A 21,246-nucleotide genomic window follows, 5' to 3' on the forward strand; every position below is an offset into this window, starting at 1 on the left:
ATTCTACTTACTGTAATTTTTGTTTGAATATTTATTCATTACATATCTAATATCATTATTTATAAACTGAATTAAAGCATCAGAAGCTTCTTCGATAACATTTTCTATTATCTTGGAGTCTTCAAAACTAAATTTACCTAAAACAAAATTTACTAAATTTTCGTCTCGGCCAATTCCCACCTTAAGGCGTTTGATTTCGTTGGTGTCTAAATGATTAATAATGCTTTTCATACCATTATGTCCTCCAGCAGAACCTTTTTGGCGAATAATAACTTTACCCAATTCAGTGTCAATATCGTCATATACAATGATAATATCATCAATATTAATGTTGTAATAGTCTACAATAGCTCTAACAAATTCTCCGCTGTTATTCATATATGTTAATGGTTTGGCAATTATTAATTCTTTATCTTTAAAATAAATACCATTAAACTTTTTAGTATTTAAGGGTGCTACTAATTTCTTAGATAAACTGTCAATTATCATAAAACCAACATTATGTCTAGTTTTTTCATATTCCTTTCCAGGATTACCTAAACCTACAATTAATTTCATATTATTTCCTTTTTTGTCACAAGTATTTTATATTTGTGATTCGATTTGAATCATCATCTTTTTCAATGCCATATTTAAGTGCGTTTTTTTCACCAATAATAACACTATATTGTTTTGCTCGAGTGATAGCAGTATATATTAGTTTCTTGGATAATAATTTTTTAGCCTCAGAAAATAGTACTACAATTACAGCCTTGCATTCACTTCCTTGATATTTGTGCACACTAGTACAATATGCTGGATAAGTGTTTTCTAAAAAATCTGCTCTTGAATAAACTACACTTTTTTCATCATTTTCAAAATCAACAGTAATATGTGTTAGCTTTTTATCTTTTGTAGAATTACTCTTAGCAAAAGTAAATCTAGATATATAACCTATTTCACCGTTAAACACTTTATTTTTTGAATCATTAATCAAATTAATTACTTTATCACCTATTGCAAAACTATGTTCTTTATACTTAATAACTTCTGCTTGTTCGAGAGAACGATAATAATTATTTAAGGCTACATTAAGCTCATCTATACCAGTGTCATATTTATACATTGGACTTAAGACTGCTATTTCTTTTTTGCTGTAGCCTTGTGCTCTAAGCTCTTCTATTTTATTAATTAAATATTCTTGAAGATTAGCCCTCTTGCATTCAATCATTTGAGAATTAGCATCTTCAAAAAGTGGCATTTTGCTTTCATTAATTTTTAGGGCATCATGGATAATTTCAAAATTATCTGCTTGACGATAAATTTTAGTTAAAGCAATTGTTTTAAAAATATTTGATTCAATAAAATCTTTGATTAAATACCCACTTCCAATTGCTGGTAGTTGGTCTTTATCTCCTACCAAGATAATTTTTTTCAATGATTTTCTTGTAATTCCTCTTAATAAAGAATAAAAAAGTTCTAAAGGCACCATTGAAAATTCATCAATAATTAAACATTCAACTGAAATAGGGTTTTTGTCATTAACATAAAATTTATTATTTTCAGGATCTCATTGCAACAAACTATGAATAGTTTGAGCTTTAGTGTTATTTTGCTTTGCATTAATATTTATAGTAGCTCTTCCTGTGGGTGTTAAAATTGCTATGTCATTTTTGTGATATTTCTGCAATAAGGTATTAATAATCTCATTAGTTATAAGTGTCTTGCCTGTTCCGGGATTACCAGTAATTAATACGAGTTTTTCGTTTAGTGCTGCTTCTATAGCTTCTAATTGGGTCTTATGGAAATTCATTGAAGGTGAATATTTAATATCAAAAGAAATATTTAGATCATTTATATGACCCAATCTTTTAATGACATATTGTTCCATATATATTGAATCTCTTGTAGTAATAAACACTTCATTTCCATAATTTAGACGAATTAAATATCTTTGTTCTAATAATTCTTCTTTAGCTAAATTAAACAGATTTTCATCGCGCTCTAAATTGTTATCAAATGTAAAAGTAGAAATTGTTTTAAATAATTCACTTTCTAAAATTCTTGTATTCCCACTTCCAAAAAAATATTGCTGAACAAAACTATATAAATAAGTTGAACTTTTATATTTGCTAGCTTCAGGACTAAAGTGTAAAACAATTTTATCAATATCACTAAGACGAGGTTTGTTTTCTTCTTCAGCATCAAAATAGTATTGATAAGGATTTTGTTTATACTCTTCCAAAAATTCTTCAAAAGTACTAAACTTTTTGGAGATTTTTTTATGAAACTGCAGACTAACATTAATTTTAAAAAGTTGGCTGATACTGTTTAAAAAATCGATATTATCTGCTATTGTTTTTTTAATAATAATTCAATCTTCTTCACTAATACCATAGTTATTAGGTTGAACTAAATTTTTGGAATCTAATATACTACTAAATATATTTTCACCCAATTCTGAAACTAATAAATTGGCTTTTGAATCTAATATACCTTTAAACATTGGCAATCTTAGAACCTTAGTCAAATAACTAAAGTCATTTTTAGATTCTTCTTTTTTAGCTAAAAGTATAGGAGTGGCATAATCAAGATTATAACTATCAGGATATTTAGAGTTTTCATTTTTAATAACTTTAAATTCATAACTCTCATCGTTAAGAGTTAGTTTTAAAGTTTTAAAAATGTTATCTCTTAAAATAATAGAAATAGAATTATATTTATTTAGTTGTATAGGATTTTTTTCATCATTTTTAATTACATTAAAAGCAGCAATAACAACATCACCTTTTTGTGATTGCCAGAGAATTCTTGTAAATTTGCCTGTAATTAAATAAATTTGATTTTCCATATCTTTTAAATTGTAACACAAAACTATTTGTTGTACTTTAGTTAAGCACTAACTGTCTAAATTCTAAAATTGAAATTCATTTTAAAACTTGAATTAGTTAATTTAGTTAGTTTATAATTAATTAGTTAAATATTAAAAAAATTCGGTCGCATAGCTCAGTGGATAGAGCATCAACCTCCTAAGTTGAGGGTCGTAGGTTCAACTCCTATTGCGATCGCCATTTTTATTTTCTATTTTTTTAATAAATTTAGTTTTGTTTAGTTAACTAAAGGTAGTAATGTTTTATAAAAAAGTGTAAAATTAATAACAATTGATTGAATTAAAAATTAGGGAGTATCTATGATAGATTTAAAATATCTTTTAAAAAATAAAGAAGAAATTTCAAAAAAATTAGCTTCGAGAAATTTTGACTATTCAGTTTTAGAAAAAATATATGATTTAGGTGAAAAAAGAAATAAATTAATTCACAATTTGGAAGTGCTACAAGCTAAAAGAAATGAAATTAGCGAACTGATAGGTATTAAAAAAAGAAACAAAGAAGATACTAGCTTTGAGCTTAAAGAAGTAAATAAAATTAAAGAGCAAATTGAAGAAATTAATAAAGAAACTAAAAGCACAATTGACTTAGTTGATGAATTATTGCTTCAAATTCCTAATATTCCATATGATGATGTGCCTGTTGGTTTAGATGAAACAAGCAACGTTTGCATTGCAGAACATCCAAAATTAGGAAGAGGATTAGTTAAAAACGTTAAACCTCATTATGAAATAGCTACACAGCTTGATATTGTTGATTTTAGTAGGGCTGTAAAGTTAGCTAAAACAAGATTTGCTTTGTATAAAAATGATGGAGCTAGATTAATAAGAGCTTTAGAAAATTTCATGTTAGATACTCATATTGCTAATGGCTATAAAGAAATTATGCCAATGCACCTAGTTAATTCAAGTATGTTATATGGCACAGGTCAATTACCAAAATTTTCAGATGACTTATTTAAAATTGAAAATGAAGATCTTTGATTGATTCCTACTGCAGAAGTTCCTGTTACTAATTTCCACTATGATGAAATATTAGATTTAAATAAACCAATTAAGTATGTAGCATATACCAAATGTTTTAGATCAGAAGCTGGCAGTGGCGGAAAAGACACTAAAGGCTTAATTCGCCAACATGAATTCCATAAAGTTGAATTAGTTAAATTCATCAAACAAGAAGATGGTCTAGCAGAATGACAAAAAACCGTTGATGATGCTAAAAGAATTTTAGAATTATTAGAAATTCCTTATCGTGAAATTTTACTTTCAACTGGCGATATGGGTTTTGGTTCTGCTAAAACAATTGATTTAGAATTATGAATACCTTCAGAACAAAGATATCGTGAAACTAGTTCAATTTCTATTTATAAAGACTTTCAAGCTTTAAGGGCCAAAATTAGATATAGAACAAATGATAATAAAACAAAATATGCTTATACCATTAATGGTTCAGGATTAGCTATAGATCGTGTAGTTGCTGCTATTTTAGAAAATTATCAAAATCCTGATGGAACAATTAGTGTTCCTAAAGCTCTAATACCTTATATGCAAAAAGAAATTATTGGATAATTATTTAAATATGAAAAGAATAAAACCTTTTGTAAAATGGGCAGGTGGAAAAACAAAACTTATTTCAACAATTAAAGAGCTAATGCCCAAAAAATTCAATAATTATTTTGAGCCCTTTGTTGGTGGAGGAGCTTTATTTTTTGATATTCAACCTAAGCAATTCCATATAAATGACTTAAATGAAGATTTAATTTGAACTTATAGATGTTTTTCTAGTTTAGAAAATTTTAATAAATTAAAAAATGAGCTATTGGTTCACCAAAACAGTAATAGTGAAGATTACTTTTACATTATAAGAAATATGGACCGCATGAAAGATTATTCTAACATCGATGAATGCAAGAAGGCAGCTAGGTTAATTTATTTGAATAAGTCTTGTTTTAATGGGTTATATAGAGTTAATTCTAAAGGTTATTTTAATGTTCCATTTGGTAAAAGAAATGAAATAATGTGCTTTGATGAAGATAACTTAAATAGAATTTTTGATTTTTTCAGTTTAAGTAATGGCAAGATTACAAATTATGATTTTGAAGAAGTAATTAAAGAAGTTAAAAAAGGGGATTTTGTTTATTTTGATCCACCATATGATGTTTTAGATAGCAAAGACTCTTTTACTTCTTATAATAAGCAAGGTTTCAATAAAAACGAACAACAAAGATTATTTGAAGCCTATAAAAAATTAGATGAAAGAGGTGCATTTTTAATGTTGAGTAATCACAATACTCAATACATAAATGAACTTTATAAGGACTATAACATAAATATAGTGAAAGTTAAACGTTTAATTGGTTCTAATGTGGATAGTAGAAAATTTGTTGAAGAAGTTATTATTACCAATTACTAATATTTTGGATGAGGAACAAGATGAAAAGAAATTTTAATGATTGAATTCAAACAATGTCATTTAACATATTGTCATATGAATATTATGTTGATTTTGAAAAAGTTTATAAAAACACTAATGATTTAAAAATACATTTAAATTTACTAAATTCTTTGATTGGAGCCAAAGAAATAGAAGGTGAATTTCGCGAATTGATTACTAAATATCCCGAGGTATTGAAAACTATTCCAATTTTACTGGCCAAAAGAGAGAAAGAAATAGTATGTTGAGATGGTGAAATCAATAGAACTTATAACTTTTCTAGTTCAAAAAATGCAACATTAAACACAGTTGATGACTATTGTTATTTTATGAATAAAACAGGTTTATTCAATTTAATTTCAAATCACATCATTAATAATTTATATGATTATGTAATGGGTGTTGAAGTGGGGCTTAATTCTAATGCTAGAAAGAATAGAACTGGGCATATTATGGAAAATCTTGTTGAATATCATATACAAAAAATGGGCTTTAAAAAAGACAAAACTTATTTTAAAGAAATGAATGTTAAAGAAATCGAAGAAAAATTTAATCTAAATTTAAATGAAATTTCTAATGATGGTAAATTATCTAAAAGATTTGACTTTGTTTTTAAGTCTAATAATATAGTTTATGCATGTGAGTGCAATTACTATAACAATAAGGGTTCAAAAATAAATGAAACTGCTGGGCATTATAAGGAAATAGCTAGAAATGCCAAAAAAATCAAAAATTTTAAATTTATTTGATTTACAGATGGTTTTGGCTGAACTGGTTCAAAAAAGATTTTAAAAGATGTTTTTTTGGAAATTGAACATTTATATAATATTAATGATTTAAAAAATGGCATTTTAAATGCATTAAAATAAAACCAAGGGTTTTAAATTGTATTTTAAACACTGGATGTTTTTGAATTAACAGTTCAATAACTTCGGTGTTTTTTGTATATTACAAATTCTCATTTAAGTACTGTTTTTAAGCATAATATTTATGGTTTCTATATTATAATTAAATGAGTATTGAAAAATTATGGAGAATAATAAATGGAAGCCAATTTTAAAAAGATCAATGGAATAATTCAAATATATAATGAAACAAATGGATGTTGAGAAGAAAAAACTGATGAAATTAAACATCTGACTGGACCTCATTTTGACACCACTTATAAAAAGCATTGAAAAATTACATACAAGAATAATACTAAAAGGACATTTTGTTATGGACTATCAAAAATGAATTTTTTTTATCCATTAATAAAATTGAATTGAGAGAAGTATAATTTATTAATTGATAATTGCAAAATTGTTAATGCTAAAGAAATTTATACATATAACAATAGACTTTATAAAATAATTACTATAAATGATGAAATAATAACATCTGATGATGTTAAAAAAATAAATATAAATAATTCTTCAAATATTACTAATTATTTTTGAGGGTTAGCAAAAAGGGCAGAAGAATTAACTAGTGAAGAAAATGCTTTGAACTTTTTGGCTCAAAATTATAGTAGAAATCAAGTTAACATTAATTCAATTTTGTTTAACTATTTAAAAGGAATTAAACTTAAAAATTTGTGTTCAAAACCAAAAAAATATATAGTTCCGTTTAGTTTTAATGAAGATCAGTATTCAGCAATTGAAAAAGCTTTTGAAAGCAATGTATCAATAATTGAAGGGCCTCCTGGAACAGGAAAAACACAAACAATACTAAATTTAATAAGTAATATAATATTGTCCAAAAACACTTGTGCAATTATTTCAAACAATAATTCAGCTATAGAAAATATTTATGAAAAATTAGAAGAAGAAGGCTTTGGTTTTTTAGCAGCCAAATTAGGAAATAGCAACAACGTAGAAGAATTTTTTAATAAAAATGATAATGATGATGAGAGAAATAAATTATTGCATTCTGAAAATGAAGAAAATGAAAATTGAATTAATGAATATACCAAATTAAAAACTCAAGTAGATAAAATACTGGAATTAGAAATAGAAATCTCCAAGTTGAAATCTGAAATAAGTGATTTAAAAGTTGAACAAAATAATCATGCAAAGAAACAAAATAATGTAATTAATATCAATAAGAATTTAAATGTAAACAACTATATTAGATTAATCAATAAACTAGAAAAAAGCAAGAAAATTAATTTATTATGAAGATTCAAAATAAGACACAGCTTTAAAGTTAATTTCAAAGAAGTAAATTATGAGGACTTTGTTTATTCTTTAGAAAAAATGTTTTATGAAAAAACTTTGAAATCCAAAGAGGAAAAACTAATTATTTTAGAAACTCAATATCAAATTTTAAAAGAAAATAATGCATTTGAAAAACTAAGTCTTTTATCCAAAAACATTTTAATTAAACATTTAAAAGACCATTATTCAAATTTAAATGAATTTAATTTTAATAATAAGAATTACAAGAGTAATTATAGAATTTTTTATAATTTTTTACATAAACATCCCATAGTGCTTTCTACATCGCAATCACTAATTAAAAATGTTCCTAAAGATTTTTTGTTTGACTTTTTAATAATAGATGAAGCCTCTCAAGGTGACTTATTAAGTAGTGTTTTATCACTAAATTGTGCTAAAAACCTAATCGTTGTAGGTGATTCAAAACAATTAAAGCAAATAGAGGCACAAGAAATTGTTCCAGATTCACAAAAAAGTGCTTTAGAGCTCAATATTCCTGAAGCATATCACTATCATAGTCAATCTATTTTAAGTTCGATATCAAAAGCTATGCAAGATGTTCCAATTACTGTCTTAAGGAAGCATTATAGATGTGATTATGATATTATCAATTTTTGTAATCAGATGTTTTATAACAGTGAACTTATACCTATGAAATCTAAACCGGGCAATCATATAAAAATAATAAAATTAAGTGCTGGGAATCATAATAGAAAAAGTGAAGATGGAAAAGGTTTGTTTAGTGAAAGAGAAATTGAAGAAATAAAACTGCAACTAGAATCTGAAGATAATTTAAATAACATTGGAGTTATTTCGCCTTTCCGTGCTCAAGCTAGAAAGATACAAGAAATTTTTAAAGACACAAATTTAGAATCTGATACTATTCATAAATTTCAAGGTCGACAAAAGAATAAGATCTATTTATCATTTGTTGTAAGTAGCTTAAATCAAAATGATAACAAGGAAGAAAAAAACTTTTTATATGATTTTGTAACTAATGAACAACTTTTAAATGTTGCTATTTCTAGAGCTAAAAATAATATAACTGCAGTTGTCTCAGAAGGTGTTTATAATTCAAAAAATAATATCATTAGCGATTTTATAAAATATGCTGAAAATTTGTATGGTTCAGAAGCAACAATTCAATCAAATATAGTTTCTGTTTTTGATTCTTTATATTTAGCTAAAGAGGAAAACTATAAGAATAATAAGAAGAAAAATAAATGATATGACTCTAAGGCTGAAGAAATTATGGATAATTTAATCCAAGATAATATAAAAAAATATAATGCCTTAGGTTATCTTATGCATGTTCCATTATCTACAATTATTGATGATGCTAGTATGTTAGATGATGAAGAGGAAAAGAAATATGCTTTTCGTTCTGGGACACATGTGGACTTTGTAATATACAATAAAATTACAAAAAAATTTGTTTTTGCTATAGAAGTTGATGGCAAAGAACACTTAAAAGAAAAGCAGAAAGTAAAAGATAATATTAAAAATAAAATTCTAAATGGCCAAAACAATATTAAACTTTATAGATTTCCCACCTATGGTTCAAATGAAATTGAAAAACTAAAAGTAATTTTTGAAAATGAATTCAATAAAATGCTTAGTGATTTTCAATATTTAAAGAAATTAGATTAACTAAAAACCAAGCACTACTAAAATAAATGTGCTTGGTATTTTTATTTAAGTTAATTTAGTATTCATGTGAAGTAATATTTAAACTATCAACAACAATAAATTTATCGCCTTTTTGGGCGCCATATGAATCTAGTACTTGACGTCCAGCATCATGATTAAATTTAATTAAAGCTCTAACTGCTTCTGAGTGCTTTTCACAAAATATACCCGCAGTAACTCCATAACTTCAAACTAGTCTATCATCACTGACTACACCAACAATATGAGCGTTTGGTCTATATTTAGCTACTTCTTTTAGCAATTTACCACTATGGCTTAAAACGATAGCATATTTATATTCACCTCTTTGTAAAATTGAAGCCACTTCATAAGCTATTAACATTCTTGAATTTTGGTCATTAGCAACTTTTTGAATTTGTTTTTCATAAAACAGTTCAGTAAAGTATTCTTTTTCAGCTCTTTTTGCAATTGTAGACATAGTTTTAACAGCTTCAATTGGATATTGTCCATTAGCTGATTCACCTGAAAGCATAACTGCATCAGCACCTAATTCAACTGCATAATAAACATCAGTAACTTCAGCTCTAGTTGGTAGAGGATTATTTTCCATTGAATCTAACATCTGAGTCGCCACTATTACTGCTTTGCCTTGAATTCTGGCTGCTCTAATAATTTTCTTTTGTCAATAAGGAACATCATAGTATGGAATTTCTAGCCCCAGATCTCCTCTAGCTATCATAACTCCATCTGATTCTCTAATAATTTCATCAATATTATTAATTGCTGTCTGTGATTCTATTTTAGAAATAATTTGAATATTTTGACCATTATTGTCATTTAGAATTTTTCTAATTTGTCTTACTTGATTAGCATTATTAACAAATGAAGCAGCAATATAATCAACTCGATATTGTGCCCCTCATTTGATGTCTTCTATATCTTTTTCACTAAGAAAAGGTAATGAAAAATCTACTCCTGGAATATTAACTCTTTTATTTGTTTTTAGTTTGTGTGCATTTATTGTTTCAACAATAACCTCTGCTGGTCTAATTTCTTTTACCACAGTTGATAATTTTCCGTCATCTAAAAGGACTTTATTTCCTTCTGAAACATCTAAGTCCATTCGATATGAAACACTAATTTCATTTTCGTTTCCAATTAAATTTTCATATGAGTTTTTATCAGTTTTAATTGAAAGAGTATGATTAGCTGGAATATAGCAAATTCCATCTTTCATTTTTCCTACTCTAATTTCTGGACCTTTAGTGTCTAACATTAAAGATATGGGACGATCAATTTCTGTCGAAATTTGTCTAGCTAAATCAAATTTCTTTTGGTGATCTTCTTTTGTTGAGTGTGAAAAGTTAGCCCTAACTGTTGTTACACCTGCTTCAATTAATGCTCTCATTGTTTCATAATTGTCACTAGCAGGACCTATTGTGGCAACAATTTTAGTTCTTTGTTCATTAAATTTCATTTCTTACCTTTCTTATTGCATGAATTATTGTGCTATATAAATATTTTATAACAATTTAGTTTTTATCTCGTTTAGTTAAGTTATTTAGTTCAATTTAAAAATACCGCTTGATTAAATAAATTAAACGTGCCGCAAGTTAGCAGGCACGTCTCTTAAGTGAAATATCAAATGCAACACATTATTGTAAAATATAAATGTGGGGGCAGCTTGAATTTTCAATTCAGCAATGACAGACACTTGTCCGTCATTTTTTAAACTAAATTTTTAGCCTTTAATAATTTTGTCAATTGCGTCATAATCATAGAATTTATCATATTCTAATTCTACATCTGGGCTAACACCATCTACAATTGATTCATTTTTAGGACCAAATACTGCATTGTTTGGTGAAGAAATTGTTATTGTTGTACCATCAACTAATACAATTGTATTAGTATAATAAAAACCACCACCACCGGTTGTTTTACCAATTATTTTTGCAATACCCATTTCTTTAACAATACTTGTTATTTGGTTAGCAGCATTAAATGTATTTAAACTTACTAAAAGATGTCAATTATAGTTTTCATAAGCATCGTTTTCGTATTTCCCATCACCATCTGTATCAATTTGTCATTTAGTTAAAGAACCAGTTCTGCTTAAAACATCATATTCACGGTCTAAAATTGGTTTATCTGTCATGAATCCTAATGTTTTAACCATTGATATAAAACCATTACCATTATTGATTGATAAATCTAGAACTATGTTCTTAATTTCTGGTTTAGCTCTTAGTTGGTTCATTAAGTGTCTCATTAAGAAATATGTGTCATGTTTTCAAGCATCTGGACCTTTAATTTGGTCTTTGGTTCCATATTCAAAACGTAATAGAGTTACAAATGCTGTGTTACCATGGAATCTAATGTAATCATCTGCTCCAAAGTCACTAATTTTTTTACCAAATTTAGTTTCAAATTTTTTGGTTAGCATTTCTCTATTTTTATAGAATCTATCACGGTATTCACCGTAGTCATCAGGACTTTTTAGTTTATCTCTTAAAACTTCATTTGGGTTTGATTCATAATATGAAAATGAATCCATTATTGTATGTAATCCGTTTAATTTTTTGTGGAATAAATTAATGTAAGCCTTGTTATATACTTGAGGATCAGTAGATAATAATTTAGCTTTTTCATCTTCACCTATATATTCTTCAAATGATTTAATTTTTTTGTGGTATTTTAGACCATAGAAATAATCCATTGTAAATAATAGGTGATTGTAGTTTACTTCTCTTTCTTTAGCAGTTGGTTGTTTACCATTTAGAGTTGCCACTTCTCTAATTCTTTTTCTAGCTTCATCTTCTGTTTTGCCAAATGAATCCATACCATCAACAATATTAGTGAATGTTACACCATTGTAATACAAATTTGTATAGTTTTGTGACATAAATAAAGTATTAAAAATGATATATGGCAATAAAACTTTGCCATCTTTATATAGAATGTCAAATTCATATTTATTTAAGTCAAATAAAACACCTTCGTCGTCTTCTCATTTTTGTTCATGTTCATTTTTTAAGAATTGATCATCATCGGTTTGTTCTGGGAATTTTAAAATAGAAGAGAAAAAGATAGTGTATGGTGTATGAATAGTATTTTTTTCTCAGTTAATTTCTAATCGATCTGGTGATCCACTACCATTACAATAATATACTTTTCTATTTCTGGTTTCATCAATTGCAGAAGTTATCTTAGAATTATCAATGTATCCATCTAGTGCTTTTAAAAATTCATCTACATCAACGTATGTAACTTCAGTTTGATTTTTAATATTATATGCTTTAACATTTTTTTCAGCAATTGTATATTCATCGTTGTAGTTCTTAAAACTAACGCTTTTTTCTTCGATTTCTATTTTGTTATCGTTTTCAGGGCTAGTATAATAATCTAATTGTTTTAGAATGTCTTTAATTTCTTTAGTTTGTTTTATTTTTTCAATTACTTTATCTTTTCGAGAAATTAATTTGTCTTTTTCTTGGATTTCTTTGTTCTTAGATTCCAGTTCGGCTTGTTTTGTGTTAAGCTCTTCTTGTTTCTTTTTAAGTTCTTCTTTTAATTTTGGATCTTCACATCCAGCTGATAATAAAGCTGCTGGAACCACTAATCCAGTAGCTGCTGGTAAAATCGTAAATAATAATTTAGATTTAGTTGATTTTTTCATTTATTGTTTTATCCTCCTATATATATATATATTAAATTAAAGATTATTTTTAATTTTAAAAAGATTTTTAATAAATTTTAAGCTTAAGCTCTTATTTTATTAACAAAATAAAAAATAAGACTGAATTAAACATATCTCCTATTAGTGGACTTCCACAAATGGAGGATATGTTTACATATGTCTGTTATTTTTGCATAAGAAACATATTTCACTTTTGTACTAGCCCACAAGCAAAAGATATATTTGATTAATAATGATTTTAATCATTAAACCTTATAATTATTAAGTATATATTTTAGATATTGGAGATGTAAATGAAAATAGGTTTTGATAATGAAAAATATATTGATTTACAATCAAAAGAAATTTTAAAAAGAATTAATCAATTTGGCCAAAAACTATATTTAGAATTTGGTGGAAAACTATTTAATGATTTTCATGCTTCACGTGTATTGCCAGGTTTTAAGCATGATTCAAAAATTAAAATGCTTTTAAAACTTAAAGATATGGCCGAGGTTATTGTTGTTATATCAGCTAATGATTTAAAAAACCAAAAAATAAGATCAGATATAAATCTCACATATGAAGAAGATGTTTTTAGAGTAATCACTAAGTTTAAAAAATATAATCTAAGTCTTAATAGTGTAATAATAAGCCAATATGACAACTCCAAACCAGTTAAACAATTTATAAATAAATTAGAGAAGCATAATATCAAAGTTTATAAACACTATCGAATTAAAAATTATCCATACAATATAAAAACCATAGTTTCTAAAGATGGATATGGTAAAAATGAATACGCAGTTACTAACAAAAAACTAATTATAGTGACTTCACCAGGCCCTGGTTCAGGTAAACTAAGCGCTATATTATCACAACTATATCATGATTCCACACACGGCATTAAATCTGGTTATGCTAAATTTGAAACTTTTCCAATTTGAAATTTAGATGTTAAACATCCTATTAATTTGGCTTATGAAGCGGCCACTGTGGACTTAAATGATTATAATGTTGTCGATGGTTTTCATTTACAAAAATATGGCATTCAAAGCACAAGTTATAATCGTGATTTAGAAGCATTTCCAATTTTAAATAACTTATTAATTAGCATATATCAAAAACCGCTTTATAACTCTCCTACGGATATGGGTGTTAATATGGCAGGTTTTTGTATAGTTGATAATGAAGAAGTGAGCCTAGCAGCTAAAAAAGAAATCATTAGGCGCTATTATCAAGCAATTATTAGCTATCAACAAGGTAGATATCCAAAGATTTACGTAAAAAGATTACTTAAGCTAATTAAAGAGAATAAAATTAATAGTAGCCTTGTCAAATCAATTAGAGCTGCAAATGAATTTAGCTTTAATAAGAATATTGTTTGTTCTGCAATTGAAATTAATTCCAAAACAATAATAATCGGCAAGGAATCAAAATTACTTAATTCTAATGCTGCAATGGTCTTAAATGCACTTAAATATTTTGCTAAAATTGACCAAGAAGTCGATGTGCTAGATCCTATGGCAATTGCTTTAGCTCAAGAACTTAAAGAAAAGTTACATTATAATGATTTATCATTAGATCTAAAGGAAACACTTTTTGCTTTAGCTATAAGTGCTAAGACTTCACCAAGTGCTCAAGATGCACTAAACCAAATTAATAAGTTATCTGGTTTATGTGTGCATAGAACAACAATTTCTAGTAGTTCTGATAAAGAAATGTTTAAGAATATGGATATTCATTTAACAGAACAAACATTAGAATTTAAGTAAAATGATTTTTAGGAGAATAAGATGAAATTTAAACGTGTGTTTTTTATTGTTACAGATGGTTTAGGTATAGGACCCGAACCAAGACAAGAAGAATTTGGAGATAAGGGAGCCAATTCTTTATTACATGCCTCAGAAGCGCTGCCGCTGGAAATACCAACATGAAAATCTTTAGGTATTACAGAGATAGCTAAAATATCAGGACATGTAGCAAGAAATAAGCACCCATTAGCATATGTTGCTCAAATTCATGAAGTTTCTAATGGCAAAGATACTTTAACTGGGCATTGAGAAATGATGGGTATTTATACAAAAACACCAAATCCCCAATTTACTGAAAATGGTTTTCCAGAAGATTTAGTTAAAGAATTATCTAAAGCTTTTGACGGAAGAAAAATAATTGGCAATAGAAATGCCTCAGGAACTGTAATACTTGCTGAACTTGGTCACCAACATATAGAAACAGGAGATATGATTATATATACCTCTCCCGATTCCACTCTTCAAATTATTGGAGATGAAAAAACTCTGGGTGTAGAAAAACTAAATGAATATGCCAAAAGAGCACGAGAAATTTGTTCTTCTAAACCTGAATGAAATGTTGCTAGAGTTATTTCTAGACCTTTTGTTTATGAAAATAATAAGTTTACTAGAACCTTCAATCGCCATGATTTTGCCAATAAACCTACTGGGCATATAATTATGGAAGATTTACAAAAAAAAGGAATTGAAGTAATTGCCGTTGGTAAAATTAGAGATATTTTTGCGGGAGTAGGAATCGATAAAGTTTATGGGCCTGCTTCAGATGATGAAAATATGGATATAGCTATAGATATCGCTTCATCTAATTCAACAAATCAATTTATATTTATTAATTTAGTTCAATTTGACAGTCATTATGGTCATAGAGAAGATCCTATTGGGTATAGCCAAAACGTTTCAAGAATGGACATTAAATTAGCAAAGCTAATTAATGCCATGAAAAAAGATGATTTATTAATTATGACATCTGATCATGGTAATGATCCTACTTATGGACCAGACCACACTAGAGAAGCTTTACCATTAACAGTTTTTTCTAAGTCATTTATTAAACCTAGAGTTTTAGGTCCTTTGAAAGGGCTAGGAACTGCCGGCAATATTGTAGCAAGAAACTTTGGAGTTCCCACTGTTATGACTGGCGAAGATATTTTTGATGAGCTAATATAAGCATCATGTACAACTATTGCAAAGACCGCAATAGTTTTTTAATTACTTTTTTAGATAAAAAAACACCAAGAAATTTTTGGTGTCATTTGTGAGTTATAAAATGTGTTGAGTGCCTGGATCGTCAGGGTCTGTTATATAAATTTGGAAAGGATTAAAATATGGTCAATTATAAGGTCTTGCTAAAATATTTTCCTTTATTCATTTTAATAGATTTCTAACTTTTTGAGGATTTGCAGCAACTTCTGTTCTAGTTTTTTCAGCATTTCAATGAGTCGACATCATAGCAATGGTTGAAGCAAATACATTTGTAAGTTGATAATCGTTGTATTGAACATTAGATCATCAATCAAGGTTTTTGGGCTCAAATAGATCTTTAAAAGTTTTCATATTTTCTTTAAATTTAGTTTCAAATTCATCTTTAAAAGAATCAAATGTTTCAATAAATTTTTCAATCATTTTAATTTCGGTAATTATTCTTACATAATCATACAATGGTTTTCATAGTACAAAAGTTCCATTAGTTGATGTAATTGTTATTTCTTGATAATTATAAGTTTTGTCAGAATTTCGGCCTACAATTGCATTGATTTTATGTTGGGTTTCTCTCAAGTTAAGGCCTACTTCATCACTAGTAGTTAAATTAAGTTTTATATTTATTTTATTTCCCTCAGGAGAGTATGCTAAATATATTGTTTTTTCAACGTATTTTCTTATTTCGGGATAAGAAAGAATTACACTTCTAAATTCGTCTATATCATTAGTTTTTCAATTTGGATTTTTGGCAAATATTATTTTTCAAATATCTCATGCCATCTTATAAAAATCACCAAGTACATAGTCCTTATTTGTTAGACTCTTTTTATCATTCTTAAATGACTTTTGTCAAGACTGATCTTTATGGGTTCTAACTTCATCTCCAAATATAATTTCTAAATTATTTACTTTTTTACTTTTTGCTTTAAAGTAAACCATTAATTTACCTTCAATATCATTTGGTGACATATATTCAATACTAAATTCTAAATCACTTGTATTCTTAGGTGTATAAACATCACTATTTTGAACTTCAGAAGGATATTTATTTTGAGGTGTATTAAAAGGATCTATTAAGCCAATTTGAAGATCAGGGTTTTGTCTAATTTTTTCAATACCTTCTAGTGCTTTTTTAATTTCTTTGATTTCTTCAAGAAGTTTTTGGAATTTTTCAAATGTTTCTTTAAGTATTGCTGTGTTTAGTTCTGGTTGTTTTTCTGCAGAACCTATAACGGCAGCAAGATCATTATGTATTTGAAAAATTAATTTGTATAGAGAATGATTTGCATTAATTAATTTAGATAATTCATCATGAGATTTAGTATCTTTAATTTCTTTAAATTGTCTTAAGATATCTTTATAGATACCTTCAGCTCTGTCTCTTTCTTCAACAAAGAAAGTATTTTCTATATATTTAATAACTCCTTTATCGATTACTAATTCCTTGTGTAAATTTATTTGTTCTTGAACACTTTGTGCATTTTTAAACTTTTCGAAAAATGGTTTAAAGTGTTTATTCATTAAATAATCATGATCTCTATATTCTCATCTAACTCTATGTAATCTTCATATTTCTTCTAATATTGCATTTTGTCTATCAACAAAAGGTTTTAGGTAATTTTCTCATTCAGCTTTGGTTTCAATTTTGTAGAATTTTTTATTTTCAACTAAAAGATCTAATTCTTCAATCATTTGTCCTAGTAAATCAATTTTATGTAATTTAACATAACCATCAGCACCATAGAATTTAGAATAATTTTCTGAAGATGGACCAAAATTATGGAATCTTTTGCCATCTATTTCTCTAATGTCATTAAGAACATCAAAGTAAGTTATTAATGGTGAATAAAAAGCGCCTAATTCTTCCGTATATTTATTTTGAATATTTAAAGCATCTAGTGTTCAAGCCTTAATTTGATCATGTTTTTTAGATATTTTATCAAGTTTATTTAAATAAGTATCTCATTGTTCAATTAAATCATGAAGATTTTGAATTGCTTGACCCTCTTGGGTTTGTTCATCTTTACCATCATCATTTCTACCATTTTTATTTTCATTATAATCTCTAAATAATTGCTTTAAGTCTAAGCCCGGATGTGCAAAGTGTGAAAATCTAGTGCCTAGTAATTGATTAACACGAGTAAATATAGCAATTTTCATATCATGATGTTTTATACTTGAAGATTCTCAAGGCATGTCTTTAAATACTAAAACATTCTTGAAAATATTATTTAAATTATTTATAGTTGTTTGCAATACTTCTTGATTTTGTTTAGATTCTATTTTAGCTTGTTCATAGATTACTTTCATGTCATCTTCAGTATGATCTGAAGCTTTTAAAATACTAATTTGATTTTTAAAGATTTGTCTTTCTTTTTTATAAATAAAGAATGTTTCTTCGTTTGCTTCAGCATTTAATTTGTCTAAATAGGTTTTTCTTTTGCCTTCGAATTCAATTAAGTTAGTTAATTTTCTAATTAATTCTTTAACTTCATCTTCTTTGGCCAGCGAATCTATTTTAGCTTGTTTGTATTCTAATGATTCAGCTTTAGCTGTAGCTTGCTTAAATGAATTTAAATTTTGTTCTGCTTTTGTTTTAATTTCACTTATTTTAGTAATATCACCTGAATTTCCTCATTCGCTAAGTTCGTATTCAACAAGATTTTTTAGTACTTGAACAGCAGCATCATATATATCTTTAAATTGTTTTTTATTTGCTTCAAGAGCTACTTTTAATGAAGCTATTTTTTGTCTAGTATTATCAACATCTGCACCAAATGTTATTAGTGCTGCTCTAATTTGAGCTTCATCTTTTAAATCAGCGTCAGCATTAATTTCATCAAGTAGTTTTTTAGCTTTATCATAAACTTTTTCTAAGTCTGGAATTGCTTTTTCTAATGGGTCAACTTTTAGTTTATGTTTTTCAACTTCTGCTACTGTTCTAGCAATTTCAGTTGTAACACCATTAATTTTTGCCAAAATATCTTGAATTCTTTTGTTTTTAGCTTCTAATTTATTCTTTATTGATTCAAGTTTTTCATCAATTGTTTCAATTAGTGTTTTTGATGAACTTTCAACAGCTGAATATTTCTTTTGGGCTGCATAATTTTTTGAATCTTCTGCTAAAAACTTCAAGGCTTCTAAATCAGCTTTAGCTTTTTCTAATAAGTTTATTTTGTTTTGAGCTAAAGCACTTTCAACAGAAGTTTTAATATCACTTCATTTATTTTGTGCTGTATTAAGTTTTCGCTCAGCAGTTTCTTTTATATCTTTTAGATTATTATTTAATTCATTTTCCAGCATTTTTGAACTTGTAATAGTATTTTTAAAATCTTCTCATATTTGATCATCTAAAAGACCAATTTTTTGTATGTCTTGAGCAGTCGTATTTGTATAAAGATTCGACATTTCTGCAATTGAATTTTTAAATGTAGGTAATTTTGCAGACAACTCATCATAATTGTCTTTTGCTAATTTGGCAGTTTCAGAATGAGTTTTATTTGCTTCCATTAACTCTTTTATTTTTTCAATAATTTCTCTAATTCTAGTTTCTTCTGCATTCTTTTGTTTTTGAGCTTCTTTTAAAGCCTCTTTAATTTGTTCTAACAATACATCAGCTTTATCACTAGCTTCTTTATAAACTTTTTGTTGAATATTTAATTTAAGTTTATCTAAATTGTCCTTTTCTTTATTTAAGTCTTGGATAACTTTATCTAGCTTTGCAATGTTATCTCCAGCATCTTTAGCTTCTTTAATTGCTTTTTTAACATTAGTGTCAATTGTACTTAAGGGGGTGTCAATTGCTCGCTTAGATTCTATTAGTTTATTTTTTAGATCATTAGCTATTGTATTAGCAGAATTTATTAATTCTCCTAATTGTCTAGCTAATTCTTTTGCCTCAGGGTTTTTATCATCTTTATTAGCATTATAAATTGGGCGAGCATTAGATATAGCATTAACTAAAGCACCTAAGTTTTGGTCTAATGGATCTATTTTTTCTTTTTGAGCTTCAGCTGCAGTTTTTGCTGCATCTATTGCATTGATATGACCTTGTAATAGTTTTTTAAGATCTTCAACACGTTTATCTTCTTTTTGTTGTTCTGACTGTAATTTGGCTCTTAAGTTAGCTAATGCTGTTTCTATTTCTGTCTTGTTTTGGTTCATTAAACCATCATTAATATGATATTCTTGAGCGTTAGCAGCAGTCTTAATTGTTTCAAGTTTAGCTAAAGCGCTTTCGTAAGCACTAATAGCATTTTTAATTTTTTCAATTGAATTGCCGCTTTGCTTATCAGCTTCTTTAGCTTGTTTAAATTCAGCATCTTTTCAGCTTTGATATGCTGTGTCATGAGTTTGTTTAGTAGTATTAATTCAGGTATTTATATCTTGAATTTTTTGATTTGCATTTTTAATAGAAGTATCTAGTTCTTCTAGTTTTTCTTTTAGTTTTAAAACAGCTTTATTTTGAGTGGTATTATTAGTTGTATAAATACCTAAAGAAGTGTCTTTTAGTGTTTTTAGCTGCTCAACATAATTAGAAAGTGAATTGTATTTATTTGAATAATTTCCAGCTTCTGCTATTTTATTATTTAAATTTCTTATAGCATCATTTAAAGTGTTTAGTACATCATCAATTCTTTGTTGTTCTGATTGTAAGTTATTTTTAACTTCAGTGATTAATCTATCTAGTTCAGCAATATCTGCAACAATTTGAGTATTATTTGCTAAATAACCAACATTAGTTGCATTAGCTTTTAAAGTTTCTGCTTCAGTTTTTGCATCTTCTAATAATTTCAATGCAGCTTTTAGTTTTGTTTCGTCTGTTCCAGCATCTTTAGCAGCTTGGGTAGCTGTTTTATAGTTACCAGTTTTGAATGTATTGTATAGATTATCATGTGCTTCCTTAATATCTTCTGCTTTTTGCTTAGCGGATGTAATAGAACTGTTAGTATCCTTAATTGCTTGGTCTAGGGCATCTAATTCAGTTTTTAGCGCAGGAATACCTTGGTTTTTAACATTATTATGTAAATTTAGAACATTTTTTGCACTTTCTAATTCGGTGTTAGCGGTTATGACAGCTAAATTAATTTCATCATATTTAGTTTTGCCGTCTAATTCTTGTTTTTTAGCTAATAAGTCTTGAGCAGCTTTTTGAAGTGCTGCTTTGACTCTATCAATTCTGTCTTGTTCACTTTGTTCTGCTTCTTTTAGAGCATCTTCTGCTTCTTTTATAGACTTAGTTATGTCCGTAATTAAGGCTTGTGCTTCTGTTTCTTTGGCTGAATAGTGTTTTGAGGTTGCACTATTTTTAACTTTTTCAGCATTTTCTTTAATCTTACTTAATTTTTTAATAATTTCTTTAAGCTCATCAATATTTTTTGCATTAATTGCAGCAGTTACATTTG

The 21,246-nt window shown here is 27.1% G+C and carries 11 protein-coding genes and 1 tRNA gene; 7 read left to right on the forward strand and 5 right to left on the reverse strand.

The features are described from left to right. Nucleotides 1–3: 3 nt before the first annotated feature. Nucleotides 4–558, reverse strand: a complete 555-nt coding sequence (gene pth, locus OF364_RS02100) for an aminoacyl-tRNA hydrolase (RefSeq protein ID WP_205851154.1) — start codon at nucleotides 556–558, stop codon at nucleotides 4–6. 1 nt (nucleotide 559) lies between these two features. Further along, the gene (locus tag OF364_RS02105; protein ID WP_263774058.1) at nucleotides 560–2,830 is read right to left on the reverse strand and encodes an ATP-dependent DNA helicase; all 2,271 of its coding nucleotides are present in this window, start codon (nucleotides 2,828–2,830) and stop codon (nucleotides 560–562) included. 144 nt (nucleotides 2,831–2,974) lie between these two features. Here OF364_RS02105 and OF364_RS02110 point away from each other — a divergent pair. The 5 genes from OF364_RS02110 (at nucleotide 2,975) to OF364_RS02130 (ending at nucleotide 9,148) form a co-directional block, all read left to right on the forward strand. Further along, nucleotides 2,975–3,050 (forward strand) — tRNA-Arg (locus OF364_RS02110). Nucleotides 3,051–3,169: 119 nt separating this feature from the next. Then, complete coding sequence (serS, locus tag OF364_RS02115) at nucleotides 3,170–4,435, forward strand: serine--tRNA ligase (RefSeq protein WP_263774059.1); 1,266 nt, start codon at nucleotides 3,170–3,172, stop codon at nucleotides 4,433–4,435. Nucleotides 4,436–4,445: 10 nt separating this feature from the next. Continuing rightward, the gene (locus tag OF364_RS02120) at nucleotides 4,446–5,279 is read left to right on the forward strand and encodes a DNA adenine methylase (RefSeq protein WP_205851157.1); all 834 of its coding nucleotides are present in this window, start codon (nucleotides 4,446–4,448) and stop codon (nucleotides 5,277–5,279) included. A gap of 20 nt (nucleotides 5,280–5,299) precedes the next feature. Continuing rightward, complete coding sequence (locus OF364_RS02125) at nucleotides 5,300–6,169, forward strand: type II restriction endonuclease (protein ID WP_263774060.1); 870 nt, start codon at nucleotides 5,300–5,302, stop codon at nucleotides 6,167–6,169. A 174-nt stretch (nucleotides 6,170–6,343) separates the two neighbouring features. Continuing rightward, entirely contained in the window at nucleotides 6,344–9,148 is a 2,805-nt protein-coding gene (locus OF364_RS02130; protein WP_263774061.1) for an AAA domain-containing protein, read from the forward strand. 55 nt (nucleotides 9,149–9,203) lie between these two features. Here OF364_RS02130 and pyk read toward each other — a convergent pair whose 3' ends face one another. Then, complete coding sequence (pyk, locus tag OF364_RS02135) at nucleotides 9,204–10,625, reverse strand: pyruvate kinase (protein ID WP_263774063.1); 1,422 nt, start codon at nucleotides 10,623–10,625, stop codon at nucleotides 9,204–9,206. 264 nt (nucleotides 10,626–10,889) lie between these two features. Further along, entirely contained in the window at nucleotides 10,890–12,827 is a 1,938-nt protein-coding gene (locus OF364_RS02140) for a S41 family peptidase (RefSeq protein WP_263774064.1), read from the reverse strand. Between the two features lie 314 nt (nucleotides 12,828–13,141). On the opposite strand from OF364_RS02140, the gene OF364_RS02145 reads away from it, so the two are divergent. Further along, nucleotides 13,142–14,602, forward strand: a complete 1,461-nt coding sequence (locus tag OF364_RS02145) for a DUF1846 domain-containing protein (protein WP_263774065.1) — start codon at nucleotides 13,142–13,144, stop codon at nucleotides 14,600–14,602. A gap of 21 nt (nucleotides 14,603–14,623) precedes the next feature. Continuing rightward, nucleotides 14,624–15,808, forward strand: coding sequence for a phosphopentomutase (locus OF364_RS02150; protein ID WP_263752859.1), 1,185 nt, complete (start codon nucleotides 14,624–14,626; stop codon nucleotides 15,806–15,808). Between the two features lie 93 nt (nucleotides 15,809–15,901). Here the strand turns inward: OF364_RS02150 and OF364_RS02155 are convergent. After that, a partial coding sequence (locus tag OF364_RS02155) for a coiled-coil domain-containing protein (protein ID WP_263774066.1) occupies nucleotides 15,902–21,246 on the reverse strand: 5,345 nt, incomplete at its 5' end.

This window comes from Mycoplasma enhydrae (assembly GCF_025779955.1).
Lineage (GTDB): Bacteria > Bacillota_I > Bacilli_A > Mycoplasmatales > Metamycoplasmataceae > Metamycoplasma > Metamycoplasma enhydrae.